At 63.6% G+C, this 13792-nt stretch carries 15 protein-coding genes; 7 read left to right on the top strand and 8 right to left on the bottom strand.

From position 1 onward, the window contains the following. Positions 1-5: 5 nt before the first annotated feature. Positions 6-1157 carry a glycerate kinase gene (locus ACNKW1_RS14385; RefSeq protein ID WP_418365290.1) on the bottom strand — a complete coding sequence of 384 codons (1152 nt, stop codon included), beginning with the start codon at positions 1155-1157 and terminating at the stop codon, positions 6-8. A gap of 172 nt (positions 1158-1329) precedes the next feature. Between ACNKW1_RS14385 and ACNKW1_RS14380 the strand changes: the two genes are divergently transcribed. The 3 genes from ACNKW1_RS14380 (at position 1330) to ACNKW1_RS14370 (ending at position 4868) form a co-directional block, all read left to right on the top strand. After that, entirely contained in the window at positions 1330-2712 is a 1383-nt protein-coding gene (locus ACNKW1_RS14380; protein WP_418365289.1) for a class II fumarate hydratase, read from the top strand. Positions 2713-2903: 191 nt separating this feature from the next. After that, positions 2904-3128, top strand: a complete 225-nt coding sequence (locus ACNKW1_RS14375) for a glycine zipper 2TM domain-containing protein (RefSeq protein ID WP_418365288.1) — start codon at positions 2904-2906, stop codon at positions 3126-3128. A gap of 132 nt (positions 3129-3260) precedes the next feature. After that, positions 3261-4868, top strand: coding sequence for a peptide chain release factor 3 (locus ACNKW1_RS14370; RefSeq protein WP_418365287.1), 1608 nt, complete (start codon positions 3261-3263; stop codon positions 4866-4868). A 51-nt stretch (positions 4869-4919) separates the two neighbouring features. On the opposite strand, the gene ACNKW1_RS14365 is transcribed toward ACNKW1_RS14370, so the two are convergent. From ACNKW1_RS14365 to ACNKW1_RS14340, 6 genes are all read right to left on the bottom strand, one after another. Next, positions 4920-5711, bottom strand: a complete 792-nt coding sequence (locus ACNKW1_RS14365; RefSeq protein WP_418365286.1) for a nidogen-like domain-containing protein — start codon at positions 5709-5711, stop codon at positions 4920-4922. Positions 5712-6077: 366 nt separating this feature from the next. Further along, positions 6078-6458 (bottom strand): hypothetical protein, encoded by a 381-nt coding sequence (locus ACNKW1_RS14360; RefSeq protein ID WP_418365285.1) that lies wholly within the window; start codon positions 6456-6458, stop codon positions 6078-6080. Between the two features lie 72 nt (positions 6459-6530). After that, positions 6531-7394: an SPFH domain-containing protein gene (locus tag ACNKW1_RS14355; protein WP_418365284.1), complete on the bottom strand. Its 864-nt coding sequence runs from the start codon at positions 7392-7394 to the stop codon at positions 6531-6533. Positions 7395-7421: 27 nt separating this feature from the next. Further along, on the bottom strand, positions 7422-7865 hold the full coding sequence (locus ACNKW1_RS14350; protein WP_418365283.1) for an NfeD family protein: 444 nt from the start codon (positions 7863-7865) through the stop codon (positions 7422-7424). 352 nt (positions 7866-8217) lie between these two features. Further along, on the bottom strand, positions 8218-9216 hold the full coding sequence (locus tag ACNKW1_RS14345; protein ID WP_418365282.1) for a recombination-associated protein RdgC: 999 nt from the start codon (positions 9214-9216) through the stop codon (positions 8218-8220). Between the two features lie 47 nt (positions 9217-9263). Continuing rightward, positions 9264-9731: an SRPBCC family protein gene (locus ACNKW1_RS14340; protein WP_418365281.1), complete on the bottom strand. Its 468-nt coding sequence runs from the start codon at positions 9729-9731 to the stop codon at positions 9264-9266. Between the two features lie 60 nt (positions 9732-9791). Here ACNKW1_RS14340 and ACNKW1_RS14335 point away from each other — a divergent pair, with 60 nt between their 5' ends. Beyond that, positions 9792-10526: a 16S rRNA pseudouridine(516) synthase gene (locus ACNKW1_RS14335; RefSeq protein ID WP_418365280.1), complete on the top strand. Its 735-nt coding sequence runs from the start codon at positions 9792-9794 to the stop codon at positions 10524-10526. Positions 10527-10539: 13 nt separating this feature from the next. Here the strand turns inward: ACNKW1_RS14335 and ACNKW1_RS14330 are convergent, their stop codons facing one another. Beyond that, positions 10540-11445 carry a hypothetical protein gene (locus tag ACNKW1_RS14330; RefSeq protein WP_418365321.1) on the bottom strand — a complete coding sequence of 302 codons (906 nt, stop codon included), beginning with the start codon at positions 11443-11445 and terminating at the stop codon, positions 10540-10542. 99 nt (positions 11446-11544) lie between these two features. Between ACNKW1_RS14330 and ACNKW1_RS14325 the strand changes: the two genes are divergently transcribed. The 3 genes from ACNKW1_RS14325 to efp all read left to right on the top strand — a co-directional run bounded on the left by ACNKW1_RS14325 (position 11545) and on the right by efp (position 13668). After that, positions 11545-11808, top strand: coding sequence for a hypothetical protein (locus tag ACNKW1_RS14325; RefSeq protein ID WP_418365279.1), 264 nt, complete (start codon positions 11545-11547; stop codon positions 11806-11808). 49 nt (positions 11809-11857) lie between these two features. Further along, positions 11858-13045, top strand: a complete 1188-nt coding sequence (gene earP / locus ACNKW1_RS14320; RefSeq protein WP_418365278.1) for an elongation factor P maturation arginine rhamnosyltransferase EarP — start codon at positions 11858-11860, stop codon at positions 13043-13045. 65 nt (positions 13046-13110) lie between these two features. Then, entirely contained in the window at positions 13111-13668 is a 558-nt protein-coding gene (efp, locus tag ACNKW1_RS14315) for an elongation factor P (protein ID WP_418365277.1), read from the top strand. Positions 13669-13792: the final 124 nt, after the last annotated feature.

Raw genomic sequence — 13792 nt, 5'->3', positions numbered from 1 at the left:
AGGTTTCATCGCGGCACCCCGATCGAGGCGCCTATGCGCAGGCTGGCCGCCAAGTTGCGGGCCGCCACGCGCAGGTTTTCCGCTGCATCGTACAGGGCTTCGTCCAAGGTGCAGGGCCGCGCGAGCACGCTGAACACGGCGTCGATCCCATGCGCGTACACCGCGTCCACCCCACTGCCGAGCGAGCCCGCGATGCCGATCACCGGCCGGCCATGACGCTTGGCCACACGTGCCACACCGATCGGCGTCTTGCCGTGCACGGTCTGGAAGTCGATACGCCCCTCTCCGGTGATCACCAGGTCGGCATCACGGACATGGGCGTCGAGCCCGACCGCGGCGGTCACGATCTCGATGCCCGGCCGAAGCGTAGCACCAAAAAAGGCCAGCATCGCCGCCCCCATGCCACCCGCCGCGCCCGCACCCGGCACCGGGTCCACCGTGACGCAGAGATCGCGCTCGACGATGCGGGCGAAGCGGGCGAGGTTCTCATCCAATACCGCCACCATCCCTGGCGTGGCGCCTTTCTGCGGGCCGAACACCGCCGAGGCGCCGCGCACGCCGGTGAGCGGGTTGTCCACGTCACAGGCGACCTCGATGTGCGACGCGGCCAGGCGCGGATCAAGGGCCGAAACGTCGATGCGGTCCAGTGCGGCGAGTGCACCACCGCCCGGGCCGATCTCGCGCCCCTGCGCATCGAGCAAGCGCGCGCCCAGCGCCTGCACCATGCCGGCACCGCCGTCGTTGGTGGCGCTACCGCCGATGCCGAGGATGAAGCGCCGCGCGCCGGCGTCGAGCGCAGCGCGGATCAGCTCGCCGGTGCCACGCGAGCTGGTGACGAGCGGATTGCGATCCGCCGGCGGCACCAGGGTGAGGCCGCTCGCAGCCGCCATCTCGATCACCGCGGTCATGCCATCGCCGGTAAGCCCGTAGCGCGCCTGGACCGTATCGCCCAGCGGTGCCGTCACCGCCGCGCTGCACAGCTGACCTTCAGTCGCAGCCACCATTGCTTCCACCGTCCCCTCACCGCCATCGGCTACTGGTACGAGCACGTATTCGGCTTCAGGGAAAACCTCTCGGAAGCCGGCCTCCACCGCCTGCGCGACCTGCAGGGCGGACAGGCTTTCCTTGTACGAATCGGGGGCAATGACGATCTTCATGCCAGGAGTCTCCAGTGCGGGGCAATCCTCATGCCGTGCGCGAACCAGGCCGCCAGCTTACGACGGAGCAGCCACATGCTGCCGCGCAGCGTGCGGCGGAACAAGGGCAGGCGCAGAATCGTCACATCAGCGCAAGGCCACCAGACCACTCATCCGATTGAGGACGCTCGCCATGCACCGCATCGAAACCGACAGTCTCGGCCCAGTGGAGGTCGATGGCCGTGCCTACTGGGGAGCGCAGACGCAGCGCTCGCTGCTCAACTTTCCGATCGGCGGCGAACGCATGCCGATCGCGATCATCCACGCCCTGGCGCTGATCAAGAAGGCGGCCGCACGCGTGCATGCGCGTAGCGGCGCACTGCCGCCCGAGATCGCAACGCTGATCGAAAGCGCTGCGGACGAGATCCTTGCCGGCCACCACGACGAGCAGTTTCCGCTCGTGGTGTGGCAGACCGGCAGTGGTACGCAGACCAACATGAATGTTAACGAGGTCATCGCCGGCCGTGCCAACGAGCTCGCCGGCCGCGGTCGCGGCGGCAAGGCGCCAGTGCACCCCAACGACCACGTCAATCGCAGCCAGAGCTCCAACGACTGCTTTCCGACCGCGATGCACATCGCCACAGCGCGCGCGGTGCATGAGGACCTGCTGCCCGCAGTCGCCGAGCTCGCACAAGGGCTCACTGCCCAGGCCGAGCGTCACGCCGGCCTCATCAAGACCGGGCGCACGCACATGATGGATGCCACGCCGCTCACCTTCGGGCAGGAACTGTCGGCCTTCGTCGCGCAGCTCGACATCGCGACGCATGCGATCGAGGCCAGTCTGCCAGCCGTGCATGCGCTCGCCCAGGGCGGTACCGCGGTTGGCACCGGACTCAATGCCCCACCGGGCTTTGCCAATGCCATCGCCGCGGAGCTCGCCGCGCTCACCGGCCTGCCCCTGGTCAGCGCACCCAACAAGTTCGCCGCGCTTGCGGGGCACGAACCCCTGGTGGCGCTGTCTGGCGCCCTGAAGACGCTCGCGGTCACGCTGATGAAGCTCGCCAACGACCTGCGCCTGCTTGGCTCCGGGCCGCGTACCGGCCTCGCTGAAGTGCAACTGCCTGCCAACGAACCCGGTAGCTCGATCATGCCCGGGAAGGTCAACCCGACCCAATGCGAGGCGTTGTCCATGCTCGCCTGCCAGGTACTCAGCAACGACGCCACCATTGGCTTCGCGGCCAGCCAGGGACATCTGCAACTGAACGTGTTCAAGCCGGTGATCGCCTACAACCTGATGCAATCCATCCACCTGCTCACCGACGGCTGCCGCAACTTCCAGCGCCACTGCGTGGCCGGCTTGATGCCAGATGAGAAGAACATGGCAGCGAAGCTAGAGCGCAGCCTGATGCTCGCCACCGCGCTCAACCCGCACATCGGCTACGACAAGGCCGCAGAGATCGCAAAGAAGGCCTATGCCGAAGGCAGCACCCTGCGTGCGGCGGCAATCGCGCTTGGCCACGTCACGGCCGAGCAGTTCGACGCCTGGGTGCGACCCGAGGACATGCTGGGCGGCTGATATCTGCACCGGGATGGGTCTGGACGCGTGCAAGGCGGAGAAACAATTCGACACCTCGCCACGGGATCTTCATCCCCGAGTCGCGCTCATACTCCACGCATCCGGCAGGCGTGGCGTGCAATGCGAAGTGATCATCGAATCCCCTCCGTTCCACAACTGCAGCCGCCCCACAGCCCGACAAGGAGGCCACCATGAAGACCCGTACCCGTACCCTCATCCCCGCCCTGCTCATCACGTTCGCGCTCACTGGCTGTGCAACCTGGGACAACATGTCCTCGCGCGAGAAGAGCGCCACCACAGGTGCTGCGGTAGGCGGTGTGGCCGGCGCCGTGATCAGCAACGGCGGCATCCTCGGCACCGTGGGCGGTGCTGCCATCGGTGGCGTCATCGGCGACCAGATCGGCAAGCAGAAGTAAGCCGGAGCGCGGTAGCCATCCCGGGGATGCCGCCGGCAACGCACGGCATCCTCCTGATTCCTTGATAGAATCCCGCTCGTCCCGCCACGCCCGACCTCGGGCGGGCGGTTTTGTTTTTGCCGACGAGCCCCGATGACCACCACGCCCTTCCCGCCCGAGCTGCTGCGCGACGTCGAAAAGCGCCGCACCTTCGCCATCATCTCCCACCCCGACGCGGGCAAGACCACGCTCACCGAGAAGCTGCTGCTGTTCGGCGGCGCGATCCAGCTCGCCGGCACGGTGAAGGCGCGCAAGTCCGCCCGCCACGCCACCTCGGACTGGATGGAAGTAGAGAAGCAGCGCGGCATCTCGGTGACCAGCTCGGTGATGCAGTTCGAGTACCAGGGGCACACCATCAACCTGCTCGACACCCCGGGCCACGAGGATTTCTCGGAAGACACCTACCGCGTGCTCACCGCGGTGGACGCCGCGGTGATGGTGATCGATGCCGCCAAGGGCGTCGAGGCGCAGACGATCAAGCTGCTCAACGTGTGCCGCCTGCGCAACACGCCGATCATCACCTTCGTGAACAAGCTCGACCGCGAGGTGCGCGAGCCCTTCGAGCTGCTCGCCGAGATCGAGGACGTGCTGAAGATCACCTGCGCGCCGGTGACCTGGCCGCTGGGCATGGGCAAGGCCTTCCGCGGCGTGTATCACCTGCTGCAGCAGCAGGTGCTGACCTTCACCCCAGGCCAGGAACGGCGCAGTGACGGCGAAATCATCAAGGGCCTGGACAACCCGGAGCTCGACAAGCGCTTCCCGCTGGAGATCGGTCAGCTGCGCGAAGATGTCGAGCTGATCGACGGCGCCTCGCCGCCCTTCGACCTCGACGACTTCCTCGCCGGCAAGCAGAGCCCTGTGTTCTTCGGCTCGGGTATCAACAACTTCGGCGTGCAGGAGATCCTGCAGTCGCTGATCGACTGGGCGCCGCCGCCGCAGGCGCGCGATGCTGGCAGCCGCATGGTGCAGCCGGCCGAGCCGGCCTTCACCGGCTTCGTGTTCAAGATCCAGGCCAACATGGACCCGAAGCACCGCGACCGCATCGCCTTCTTCCGCATCTGCTCGGGCCGCTACAGCGCGGGCATGAAGGTGAAGCACGTGCGCGCCGGCCGCGAAATGAAGCTCGCCAATGTGCTTACCTTCATGGCCAACGAGCGTGTGATCATGGAAGACGGTGTCGCGGGCGACATCGTCGGCATCCACAACCACGGCCAGCTGCAGATCGGCGACACCCTGACCGAAGGCGAGAACCTCGGTTTCAAGGGCATCCCCTACTTCTCGCCTGAAATGTTCCGCGCCGCACGCCTGCGCGATCCGCTCAAGTCAAAGCAGTTGCAGAAAGGGCTGCAGGAGCTGGGCGAAGAAGGCGCGATCCAGGTCTTCGAGCTCGAGGGCGGCCAGATGCTGCTCGGCGCGGTCGGCGTGCTGCAGTTCGAGATCGTGGCGCAACGCCTGAAGGACGAGTACAAGGTCGATGCGATCTTCGAGCCCGCCGACATCCACACCGCGCGCTGGCTCACCTTCCCGGACGACATCACGCGGCGCAACTTCGAGCGCGAGCAGGCGCTGCGCCTGGGCAAGGACATCGACGGCAACCCGGTGTATCTGGCCACCAGCCGCTACAACCTGGAAGTGACGGCCGAGAAGTGGCCCAAGGTCACCTTCCACGCCACGCGCGAGCACGGCGAAGTGCTGGGCTGAAAGCACGACGGCAGCCAAAGCTGCCGTCGTTTTCCTGAAGGCCTCGGAGGCTCAAGCCACCTTGCGACGGCGCGCAGCCAGACCCGCCAGGCCGAGGCCCAGCAGTGCCAGCGTGGCGGGTTCCGGAACGGGGTTCACCACCTGGCCGCTCCGCACCGAGAAGAGATACTGCCCTGCGGTCTGCGAATTGAGCGACCCGCTGACCAGCGCATTCGGACCACCATCCAGCAACGCACCATTCACAAGCGAGCCGGCAAACTGGAACGAAGCACCGCTTCCGTTGGTCCAGCCCGCTGCGGCCGAGGTGCCACCGAGACCATTGACGCCACCGCTGGCCTCACCGGTTTCCCACTGGATCGTGTCGTAGTTGAACTCGAAATCGAAGTCGCCCAGCGCAATGTCGGAGCGGTCGGTGATGATCAACTGGAAACTGTTGAGCTTGTCCGTGCGGGCACCGTAGTAGCCCACATCAATCCAGTTCACACCGAACACGTTACGACCCCCAAGGGTGCTCTGGCCGTACTGGACGAGTCCGCTGCCCGTGCCACGGGTATCAACGTCGGCAAAAAAGGGCGCCAGCATGGGCGTGCTGACGCCGGTGATGCCGAACGGGGTGTAGGTTCCCAAAGGACCAGTGAAGGTGGTGTTGCCGTTGTTATTCACATACAGGCTGCTGTATGCGTTTCCGTAGAAGTTCAGGCTGAAACCGATCGACACCAGACCAGTTGATCCATCGTCATTGGCGGCGAGCGTGTTGGTGAAGAGGCTGGAATCGTGGATGGCTGCGGCATGTGCAGTCGTAGTGCCAAGCGCAATCAGCAGCACGATGGAAAGCTTCTTCATTTGGTTGGTCATGTTGGTGGTCCCTGCAATGAGTAAATGAATGGATGGTTATCTGAATCCACAAAGCCCCTATCGGAGCTTCTTTTACTCATATGAAGCAAACTTCATGCCAAAAATGCAGGCTATTGTTTTACATGGAAATCACACCATCCATCGCATCCATGCCGGCCTTTGTGTAAAAAGTTCCGACACCAAGCCTTGCGGCCTGCATGAACGCCGGGGCTTCACCGAGCCGCCATGCGTTCGGCCACGCGCGCGATCATTGCGATGCGCGCGCAGATCTCGAGGGTATGGCTACCGATCGCGGCACAGGCGATCCGCAGTTGCGTGGGCTAGTCGCCACACCCTATGGACACCTGACCCGGATCACTCCCCAGCAATGATGCCTTCGACCACCTTCTTGCCGTCCGAGTACAGCGCCACCTGGCCGTCCTCGAGCTCGACGTTCATGCAGCCGGTGTTGCCCTTGAGCTTGCCGTCCAGCCATTCGCGGCAGTAGCGGCCCTGCTCGTCCACCCACCAGCGTGCCTTGGCACCGGTTGTGTCGGTAAGCGTACCGTCGGTACCGAACTTGAGCGTGTAGGCGGTTTCGGTGCGCAGATACACGCCGATGAAGGTGGCGCCGGTCAGCAGCTTCTCGACCTCGACCTTGTCGGTCATGAAACTCTGCGCCATGGCGCTACCGGATGCGGCGGCAAAGGCGAGGGTGGCGAGCAGGGTACGCACGAGGCTTGCGGGCTTGGTCATCGTGATCTTCCTTATCTTGCTTTGGGGCTTGCGATTGAATGCGAGTCTGTGAGGCCGGATGCGAGCGAAGGTTCAGCCGCGTACGCCGAGCCTGCCGACCAGGCCGCGCAGCGTCTCCTGCAGGTCGGCGGGCATCACCACGAGCTTGGAACTGCCCGATTCGCCGAGCTTCTCCAGCGCGGCGATGTACTTCTCGCCGAGCAGATACATCATCGGTCCGGCCTGGTCGCCGATGCCGGCCGAGACGCGGCGGATCGACTCGGCCGAGGCCTCGGCCAGCATCACCTGCGCATTGGCGTCTCGTTTGGCGGATTCCAGCCGCGCCTCGGCCTCGAGAATCGCCGCCTGCTTGGCGCCCTCAGCCTTGGTCACCGCGGCCTTGCGCTCGCGCTCGGCCGCGGCCTGCAGTTCCATCGCCTTCTGCATCGACTGCGAGGGCTTGATGTCCTGGATCTCGACCGATTTCACCGTCAGGCCCCAATCGACCGCCTCGTCGGCGATGCTCTCGCGCAACCGCGCCTTGATCTTGTCGCGCGAGGAAAGCGCCTCGTCGAGCTCCATCTCGCCGACGATCGAGCGCAGTGTGGTCATGATCAGGTTGCGGATCGCCTCCGAGAAGTCGGTCACGCCATATACCGCCTTGACCGGGTCGGTGACCTTAACGAAGGCGATCGCGTTCGTCAGGATCACCGCGTTGTCGCGGGTAATGACCTCCTGCTCCTGCACGTCGAGGATGATGTCCTTGGTCACCAGCTTGTAAGCCACCTTGTCGAGATAGGGGATGAGGATGTTGAGGCCCGGCCCTAGCGTGGCGTGATACTTGCCAAGACGTTCGACCACCCACTCTTCGCCCTGGGCGACCAGGCGCACGCCTTTTGCGATGGTGATGACAACGAACACCAGGATGGCGATCGCGATGGCGAGACTTTCATTCATGAACCCGTTTCCTCCGGACTGTTTCGATCAGGCTTTCGCCACCTTGACGTAACTGCCTTCCACGCTCACCACCCGCACCCGCTCACCGGCCGCAATCGCGGTCTCGGACACGCAGGCCCACTCGTCGGCACCCAACACCGGACGCTGAAAGCGCACCTTGCCGCGCTCAAAGGGCGCAACCGCATTCACCAGCAGGCCGATCTCGCCGATCACTTCGCCCGCCGCCGTGCCGATCAGGGTCTTGAAGCGCGCTCGCCGCGCCACGCTGAACCACAGGACCGTCATCGCCATCGACGCGATGACCCACGCTGCGATCTGCTTCGACAAAGCCAGGTCGGGCACGGCAAGCAAGACCAAGCCGGCGAGCATCGCGCCGAGCCCGAACCAGATGATGAAGAAGGAGGGCAGGGCAAGCTCGAGCAGCACCAGCGCGAGGCCGGCAATCTCCCAGTGCCACCATTCAAGAGTCATCGCATTATCCATGGGTCAGACTTTAACGCAGCTGGAGCGACAGTTGGCTTGCAAGCATCGCACTGCGCAGTGGGAAAGCTGTGGTGAAGCAGGGCAGCGAATTGTGGACAAGTCACTGAAACCGCCCAAGCAGAATTTTCATCAACAAAGCATCCTGCCGTGGACGAGGGGGTTTTCAACCGCTTTTCGAGAGACTCAAATCGTTGATCGATATGATGAAAATACGGTTATCCACAGAAAAACGGGGTGTACTGTCTTTATGATCTTTTAAATCTTTAAATATTGTGTACACCCAGAAGCAGACCACCCGGCGCGCTGCCAGGTCGTCTGTTCGCTATCCCAACCGCTGTGCTCAGAACGGAGGATCGTCTGTCTCAACCGCTTGTTCGACAGGTTTCAGGGCCTGCAGGCGGGGCAGTTCAGCGCTAGGCATGTGGCCTTCCTGTGCTGTCGCAGCGATCTCGCCGCCCAGTGCAGCCACCACGGCAGGAAGCAGATGGGCGAGTTCGCCGGTCATAAGCGCAAACTCTGCGTTGAACAGCGCCTCGGCGTCATCCTTGTCGCCATCGCCAATCTGGTCACGCACGATGTCGAGGAAATCGAGGCGCTTGATCTCGAGCTTCTCGGTCAGCACGAAGCTGATGCGGTCGTCGAAGGTCAGCGCAAGTCGGGTGGGCAGCTTGCCGGCTTCGAGGTGGCCCTTGACCTCCTCACCCTCGAGCGGATGCCGCACGTAGCGCACTGCGGCCTTGTCTTCGGCCACCGAACGCAGCTCGCAGTCCTGGTCGATCGTGAAGCCCTCTGGCGGCTCACTGCCGGCCAGCCAGTCGGCCATTGCCGACGTCGGCGACAACTCGGTACGCAGCAGGGTCAGGGGCAGGCTGTCGAGCGTGTGGCGCAGTTGTTCGAGCACGTCCTCAGCCTTGCTCTGGCTGGCGGCATCGACGACCAACCATCCGTTGATCGGATCGATCCAGGCGAACATGCGGCGGCGGCGGGTGAAGGCGCGCGGCAGCAGTTCCTGCGTCACTTGTTCGCGCAGCTCCTTCATCTGCTTGCGGCCGAGCTTGTAGCCCTGCTGCTCGGCCAGCTCTTCGGCGCGCTCATCTGCTTCCTGCTTGACCACCGCAGAGGGCAGCAGGCGGTGCTCGAAGCCCAGGCAGATCAGGAACTGACCGCCGATGGCGTGCACCAGCACCTCGTTACCGAGTGGCGACAACCAGCCACGACTCTCCATGTCCTGGCTGCCGCAGGGGTGAAAGGGCTTCTTTGCGAGCTGCTCCTCGAGGCGCTCGGCGCTCATGTCCCACGGGACGGGAAGGCGATAGATCTGCAGATTCTTGAACCACATGTCGGGAGGTGTTTCCTGTTGATGGAGTTTCGGGTCCGGGCCAGACGCTACTGCGCCTGCCCGCGGGATTGGGCGATCATCCGGATCACGCGCACGGTATCGAGGTCGGACTGGTGGTACGCCGAGCGCACGAATTGCGCGTAACGCCCCTCCTCACCGCCTTCCGGCAACGAGGTCTGGTAGGCGAAACGCAGGAAGAAGGCGCCGGGCTCGGGTTCCTCGATGGTGATCACCAGACTGCCGCCGGGGTGTTCCTCATTGGCTTCGGATTCGAAGCGCATCCAGTGCAGCGGATCGAAGGTGACACAATCGCGGATGATGGCGCTGCCGAAGTGCAGGTCGCGCACGAGGCGGTCTTCGCTGCGCTCGATGATGTGGCAGGCCTCCAGGCCGGGCAGGAAGATGCACGCATCCTCTGCGCGGCACAACAGGCCGAACCACAGCTCTTCGCGTGTGAGCTGCATCTGCAGCGGGTTGGCGAGATCATTGACCTCGATCAGGTGTTCGAATTTCAAGGCGGTCTCCTGAGCGGGCAGGGCGGCAGTTTACCCGCGGATGCCTGCACCCGGGATAACATGCGTGCCATGCAACTCGAACGCCTCCTCCATGCCCAGGGCTTCGGCAGCCGCAAGGAATGCCGTGCCCTCATCCGTGCCGGTTACGTCAGCGTCGCCGGCGAAGCCTGTGAAGATCCGTATGCCGAATTCGATGCCGGCAGCACCGATGGCTCGCCCGGTCTCGCATTCCGCGTCGGAGAACAGGACTGGCGCTTCCGCGCCCGAGCCTATGTCGTCCTCCACAAGCCGGCCGGCTATGAGTGTTCGGCCAAGCCGACCTTCCACCCTTCGGTCTTCACCCTGCTGCCGCCGCAACTGCAGGAACGCGGCGTACAGTGCGTAGGCCGCCTAGACCAGGACACCACCGGGCTGTTGCTGCTCTCCGACGACGGGCAGTTCATCCACCACTGGAGTTCGGGCAAGAAGCGCACGCCCAAGGTCTACGAAGTCACCCTGAAGCATGCGGTCGAGCAGGCCTTTGCAGATTGCCTGCTCGGCGGCGTCGAACTGCATGACGAGCCTGCGCCGATCGCCGCAGCGGCCTGCGAGCTCACCAGCCCGAACACGCTGCGCCTGACCCTCTGTGAAGGCAAGTACCACCAGGTCAAACGCATGGTCGGCGCTGCCGGAAATCGTGTGGAGGCCCTGCACAGAAGCCGGGTGGGAGGGCTGGACCTGCCTGCCGGGCTTGCGCCAGGGCAGTGGCGATGGCTGGAGGCGGACGACCTCGCCCGCCTCGCCGACTACGCTTGAAGACTGGAGGCACCTAGAAGCGCATCTCCAGGTTCATGCCGACCGCCCAGGATTTGTCGCGCTCGCGGTTTTCTTCATCGTACTGCGGCCAGTAATGGCCGACGATGAGCTCGCCGATCAGCCATTCGCGATAAACCGGTTGCGTCCACTTCATCCGCACACCGTATTCGCCGACGGCTTCCTGGGCACCCGTTTCACCGGTCGCCACCAGTTCGCCCGAAAGCAGGCGGTCATCACCAAAGCGACGGAACAGACCCAGGCTGCTTCCCCAGGCGAAGCCGTCGGTCTTCTCGGAGATGGTTGCCGCGTTCTGCCAGTGCAGTGAGAGCGTTGGCGTGAAGGCGTGCTCGTAATCGAGTGCGGTCGTGGAACCGAATTTGTGCGAGGTATTCCAGAAAATCGTCTCACGGAACTCGATGCGATCCTGTTCCGTTACGGCCCACTGCTCGCGGTAACGCGCCTGGGTGTAAAACTTCAGCCCGCCGCGCACGCCTGCTCGCAAATCGATGTTCCTGCGCAACGCAAGCCCCAAACCTGCAAAGCCGGTCTGGTCTTCCCGTCTGCGCTCCTCGAGCAGCAACTGTTCGCGCGTGAATGCCTCAGCCTGGTCGGTCATGAGCTCGTCCTCGTTCTGCCGCCCGATGAATGCATATGCCTTTTCGCGCAGGTTGGGCAAATCGAAGCGGGCACGGAAACGCACGTTGGTGTCCCAGCCTTCGTCCTGCCGCCAGAGGTTACGCAGACCCAGGCGTCCGTTCGTGACCTGGCCGCCATCTTCGAAGGGGAGATCGCCGAACCAGTCGTTCACTGTTTCTCCCAGCCACAGCGAGAACCCTCTTACCTGGGTCCGAGTGGTTTCCAGAATGCCTTCCTCCTCAGCGGCTTGCGGACTAACGGTATTGGCATGCCGTTCCGCCAGGCTCGTGAGTGGTGCAATCAGCAGCAGTACCAGTGGTAGGGCATGTCGTCTTGCCACGGTAAACCTCCCCCTCCCGGCAACGGTTCCGTTGCAGGCTAGATGTTTGCGGACCAAGAACCCGCTTCTGCAGACGATTTTACCTGCAAGTACACGGGTGCGCCCGAGCCTTACGGCGCTCAGGGTTTGTTCTTCTATTTAGTTATTGATTTAAACAACAATAAAGTTAACAGTACCCAAAAATCTGTGGATAAGTCCCTGCGCACCTTGTTTCACCTGCATTTCACCCCTGGAGGAAGTCAGTGGGAAAGGCTTTGGGTGACTGTGGGGGAATTGTCCATCAATTTTGGTGCATCTCGCTTTTGAGCGCTTGTCCACAAGCTTTCAAGCGCTCACTCCCAGGATTGTTCAGGATATGACTGTTGCTGCTGCGTCATCTCGCCCGGAATGGGAGATCTTCTGTCAGGTTGTGGATAACTTTGGGGATATCGGCGTGTGCTGGCGGCTGGCCCGCGATCTGGCCGCGCGCGAGCCCGGAGGGGTGAGGCTCTGGGTGGATGACTGGGCGGTCCTGCAGCAGATCTGCCCGCCCGCAGCGGACGTCGATCCGCGGGCAGGTAGCGTGGTCGAAGGGGTGGAGGTGCGCGGTTGGGAGGAATCGTTCTCGCCCCTGGCGCCCGGCAGGATCGTGGTGGAGGCCTTCGCCTGCGAACTGCCGGCGTCCCAACTCGAGGTCATGGCTGCGCAGAGCAGTCCGCCGGTGTGGGTCAATCTCGAGTACCTCTCCGCCGAGGCTTGGGTCGTCGGGTGTCACGGCATGGCTTCGCCTCATCCGCGACTGCCGCTGGTGAAATACTTCTTCTTCCCGGGGTTCGATCCTCGCGTGGGGGGGCTGCTGCGCGAGCCCAGCTTGCTACAGCGCCGCGATGCGTTCGTGAAGGATCCGGCGGGCCGACTCGCCTGGCTGCGGGAGCATGGTGTGGATCCTGATCCGCAGACCCTGCGGGTGTCGCTCTTCGCCTACGAGCAGCCGGACCTGGGTGAACTCATCAGCTGCTGGACTACCGGAGCGCGCCGCATCAGCTTGCTGGTGCCCGTCTCACGTGTTCTGGCGGATGTCGCAGCCGGGCTGGGTTGCCCGACTCCAGAAGCAGGCGCGCATATCCGGCGCGGTAGTCTGGATGTCCATGTACTCCCCTTCACGGATCAGGATGGCTACGATCGGCTGCTCTGGGCGAGCGATCTCAACTTCGTGCGCGGCGAGGACTCCTTCGTGCGCGCGCAGTGGGCGGCTCGTCCCTTCGTCTGGCAGATCTACCCGCAGGCCGATGCCGTGCATCATGAGAAGCTCGATGCCTTCCTTGCGCTCCATCGGCCAGGTCTGTCTGCGGCAACCGCTGACGCACATGCAGCGTTCTGGCGCGCCTGGAACGCTTGCCCGCGTGAAGGTATTCGCCCCGCGCGCGCCTGGCCCGCATTTGCCGAGGCCCTCCCGGTGCTTGCCGAACACGCGCGGAACTGGTGTGTCGCGCAGGCCGCCCTCCCCGACCTCGCAGACAACTTGACAAAATTCTGCTCCCACATCCGCCAAAGCCCGCGGTAGAATCGCGGGCTAAATTTTTCAAGCACATGCGGCCGCTCGCCGCAGCGATCAATTCGGGAAACAGCATGAAAACCGCTCAGGAACTCCGCTCGGGCAACGTCATCATGGTGGGCAGCGACCCGCTCGTGGTGCAGAAGGCCGAGTACAACAAGTCCGGCCGCAACGCTGCGGTCGTGAAGATGAAGCTCAAGAACCTGCTCACGGGCGCTCCGTCCGAGTCGGTGTACAAGGCCGACGACAAGTTCGAGGTCGTGGTGCTGGAGCGCAAGGAAGTCACCTACTCGTACTTCGCTGATCCGATGTACGTGTTCATGGACGCCGACTACGAGCAGTATGAGGTCGAAGCGGACAACATGACCGACGCCCTCAAGTACCTCGAGGACGGTCTGCAGTGCGAAGTCGTGTTCTACAACGGCAAGGCGATCTCGGTCGAACTCCCCAACAGTGTGGTACGCGAGGTCGTCTACACCGAGCCTGCCGTCAAGGGCGACACCTCGGGCAAGGTCATGAAGCCGGCCCGCATCTCCACCGGTTTCGAGCTGCCGGTGCCGGCCTTCGTAGAGATCGGCGACAAGATCGAGATCGACACCCGCACCGACGAGTACAAGAACCGCGTCAAGTAAGCGCGCCTTACGTCGATCGCTGCAATGGGCCCGCAAGGGCCCATTTGCTTTCTGGATGTTGCAGCGTGAAATCTGCGCATTGTTTTGCTGTCGGGATTCGGTAAGCTCACCCCATTCGCCGCTT

Origin of the sequence: Thauera sp. WH-2 (assembly GCF_048321015.1) — a bacterium.
In the GTDB taxonomy this organism is placed as follows: Bacteria; Pseudomonadota; Gammaproteobacteria; order Burkholderiales; family Rhodocyclaceae; genus Thauera.
Note: the sequence above shows the minus strand (reverse complement) of the source record. Positions and strands in the feature narration are given on the sequence as shown.

Bases quoted from the DNA above. Each gene is read 5' to 3' on its own strand.
- ACNKW1_RS14375 (WP_418365288.1), top strand. From the start codon at position 2,904: ATGAAGACCCGTACCCGTACCCTCATCCCCGCCCTGCTCATCACGTTC.
- earP (WP_418365278.1), top strand. From the start codon at position 11,858: ATGACTGTTGCTGCTGCGTCATCTCGCCCGGAATGGGAGATCTTCTGT.
- ACNKW1_RS14335 (WP_418365280.1), top strand. From the start codon at position 9,792: ATGCGTGCCATGCAACTCGAACGCCTCCTCCATGCCCAGGGCTTCGGC.
- ACNKW1_RS14355 (WP_418365284.1), bottom strand. From the start codon at position 7,394: ATGAATGAAAGTCTCGCCATCGCGATCGCCATCCTGGTGTTCGTTGTC.
- ACNKW1_RS14365 (WP_418365286.1), bottom strand. From the start codon at position 5,711: ATGAAGAAGCTTTCCATCGTGCTGCTGATTGCGCTTGGCACTACGACT.
- ACNKW1_RS14325 (WP_418365279.1), top strand. From the start codon at position 11,545: ATGTTTGCGGACCAAGAACCCGCTTCTGCAGACGATTTTACCTGCAAG.
- ACNKW1_RS14380 (WP_418365289.1), top strand. From the start codon at position 1,330: ATGCACCGCATCGAAACCGACAGTCTCGGCCCAGTGGAGGTCGATGGC.
- ACNKW1_RS14360 (WP_418365285.1), bottom strand. From the start codon at position 6,458: ATGACCAAGCCCGCAAGCCTCGTGCGTACCCTGCTCGCCACCCTCGCC.
- ACNKW1_RS14345 (WP_418365282.1), bottom strand. From the start codon at position 9,216: ATGTGGTTCAAGAATCTGCAGATCTATCGCCTTCCCGTCCCGTGGGAC.
- efp (WP_418365277.1), top strand. From the start codon at position 13,111: ATGAAAACCGCTCAGGAACTCCGCTCGGGCAACGTCATCATGGTGGGC.
- ACNKW1_RS14370 (WP_418365287.1), top strand. From the start codon at position 3,261: ATGACCACCACGCCCTTCCCGCCCGAGCTGCTGCGCGACGTCGAAAAG.
- ACNKW1_RS14385 (WP_418365290.1), bottom strand. From the start codon at position 1,157: ATGAAGATCGTCATTGCCCCCGATTCGTACAAGGAAAGCCTGTCCGCC.
- ACNKW1_RS14350 (WP_418365283.1), bottom strand. From the start codon at position 7,865: ATGACTCTTGAATGGTGGCACTGGGAGATTGCCGGCCTCGCGCTGGTG.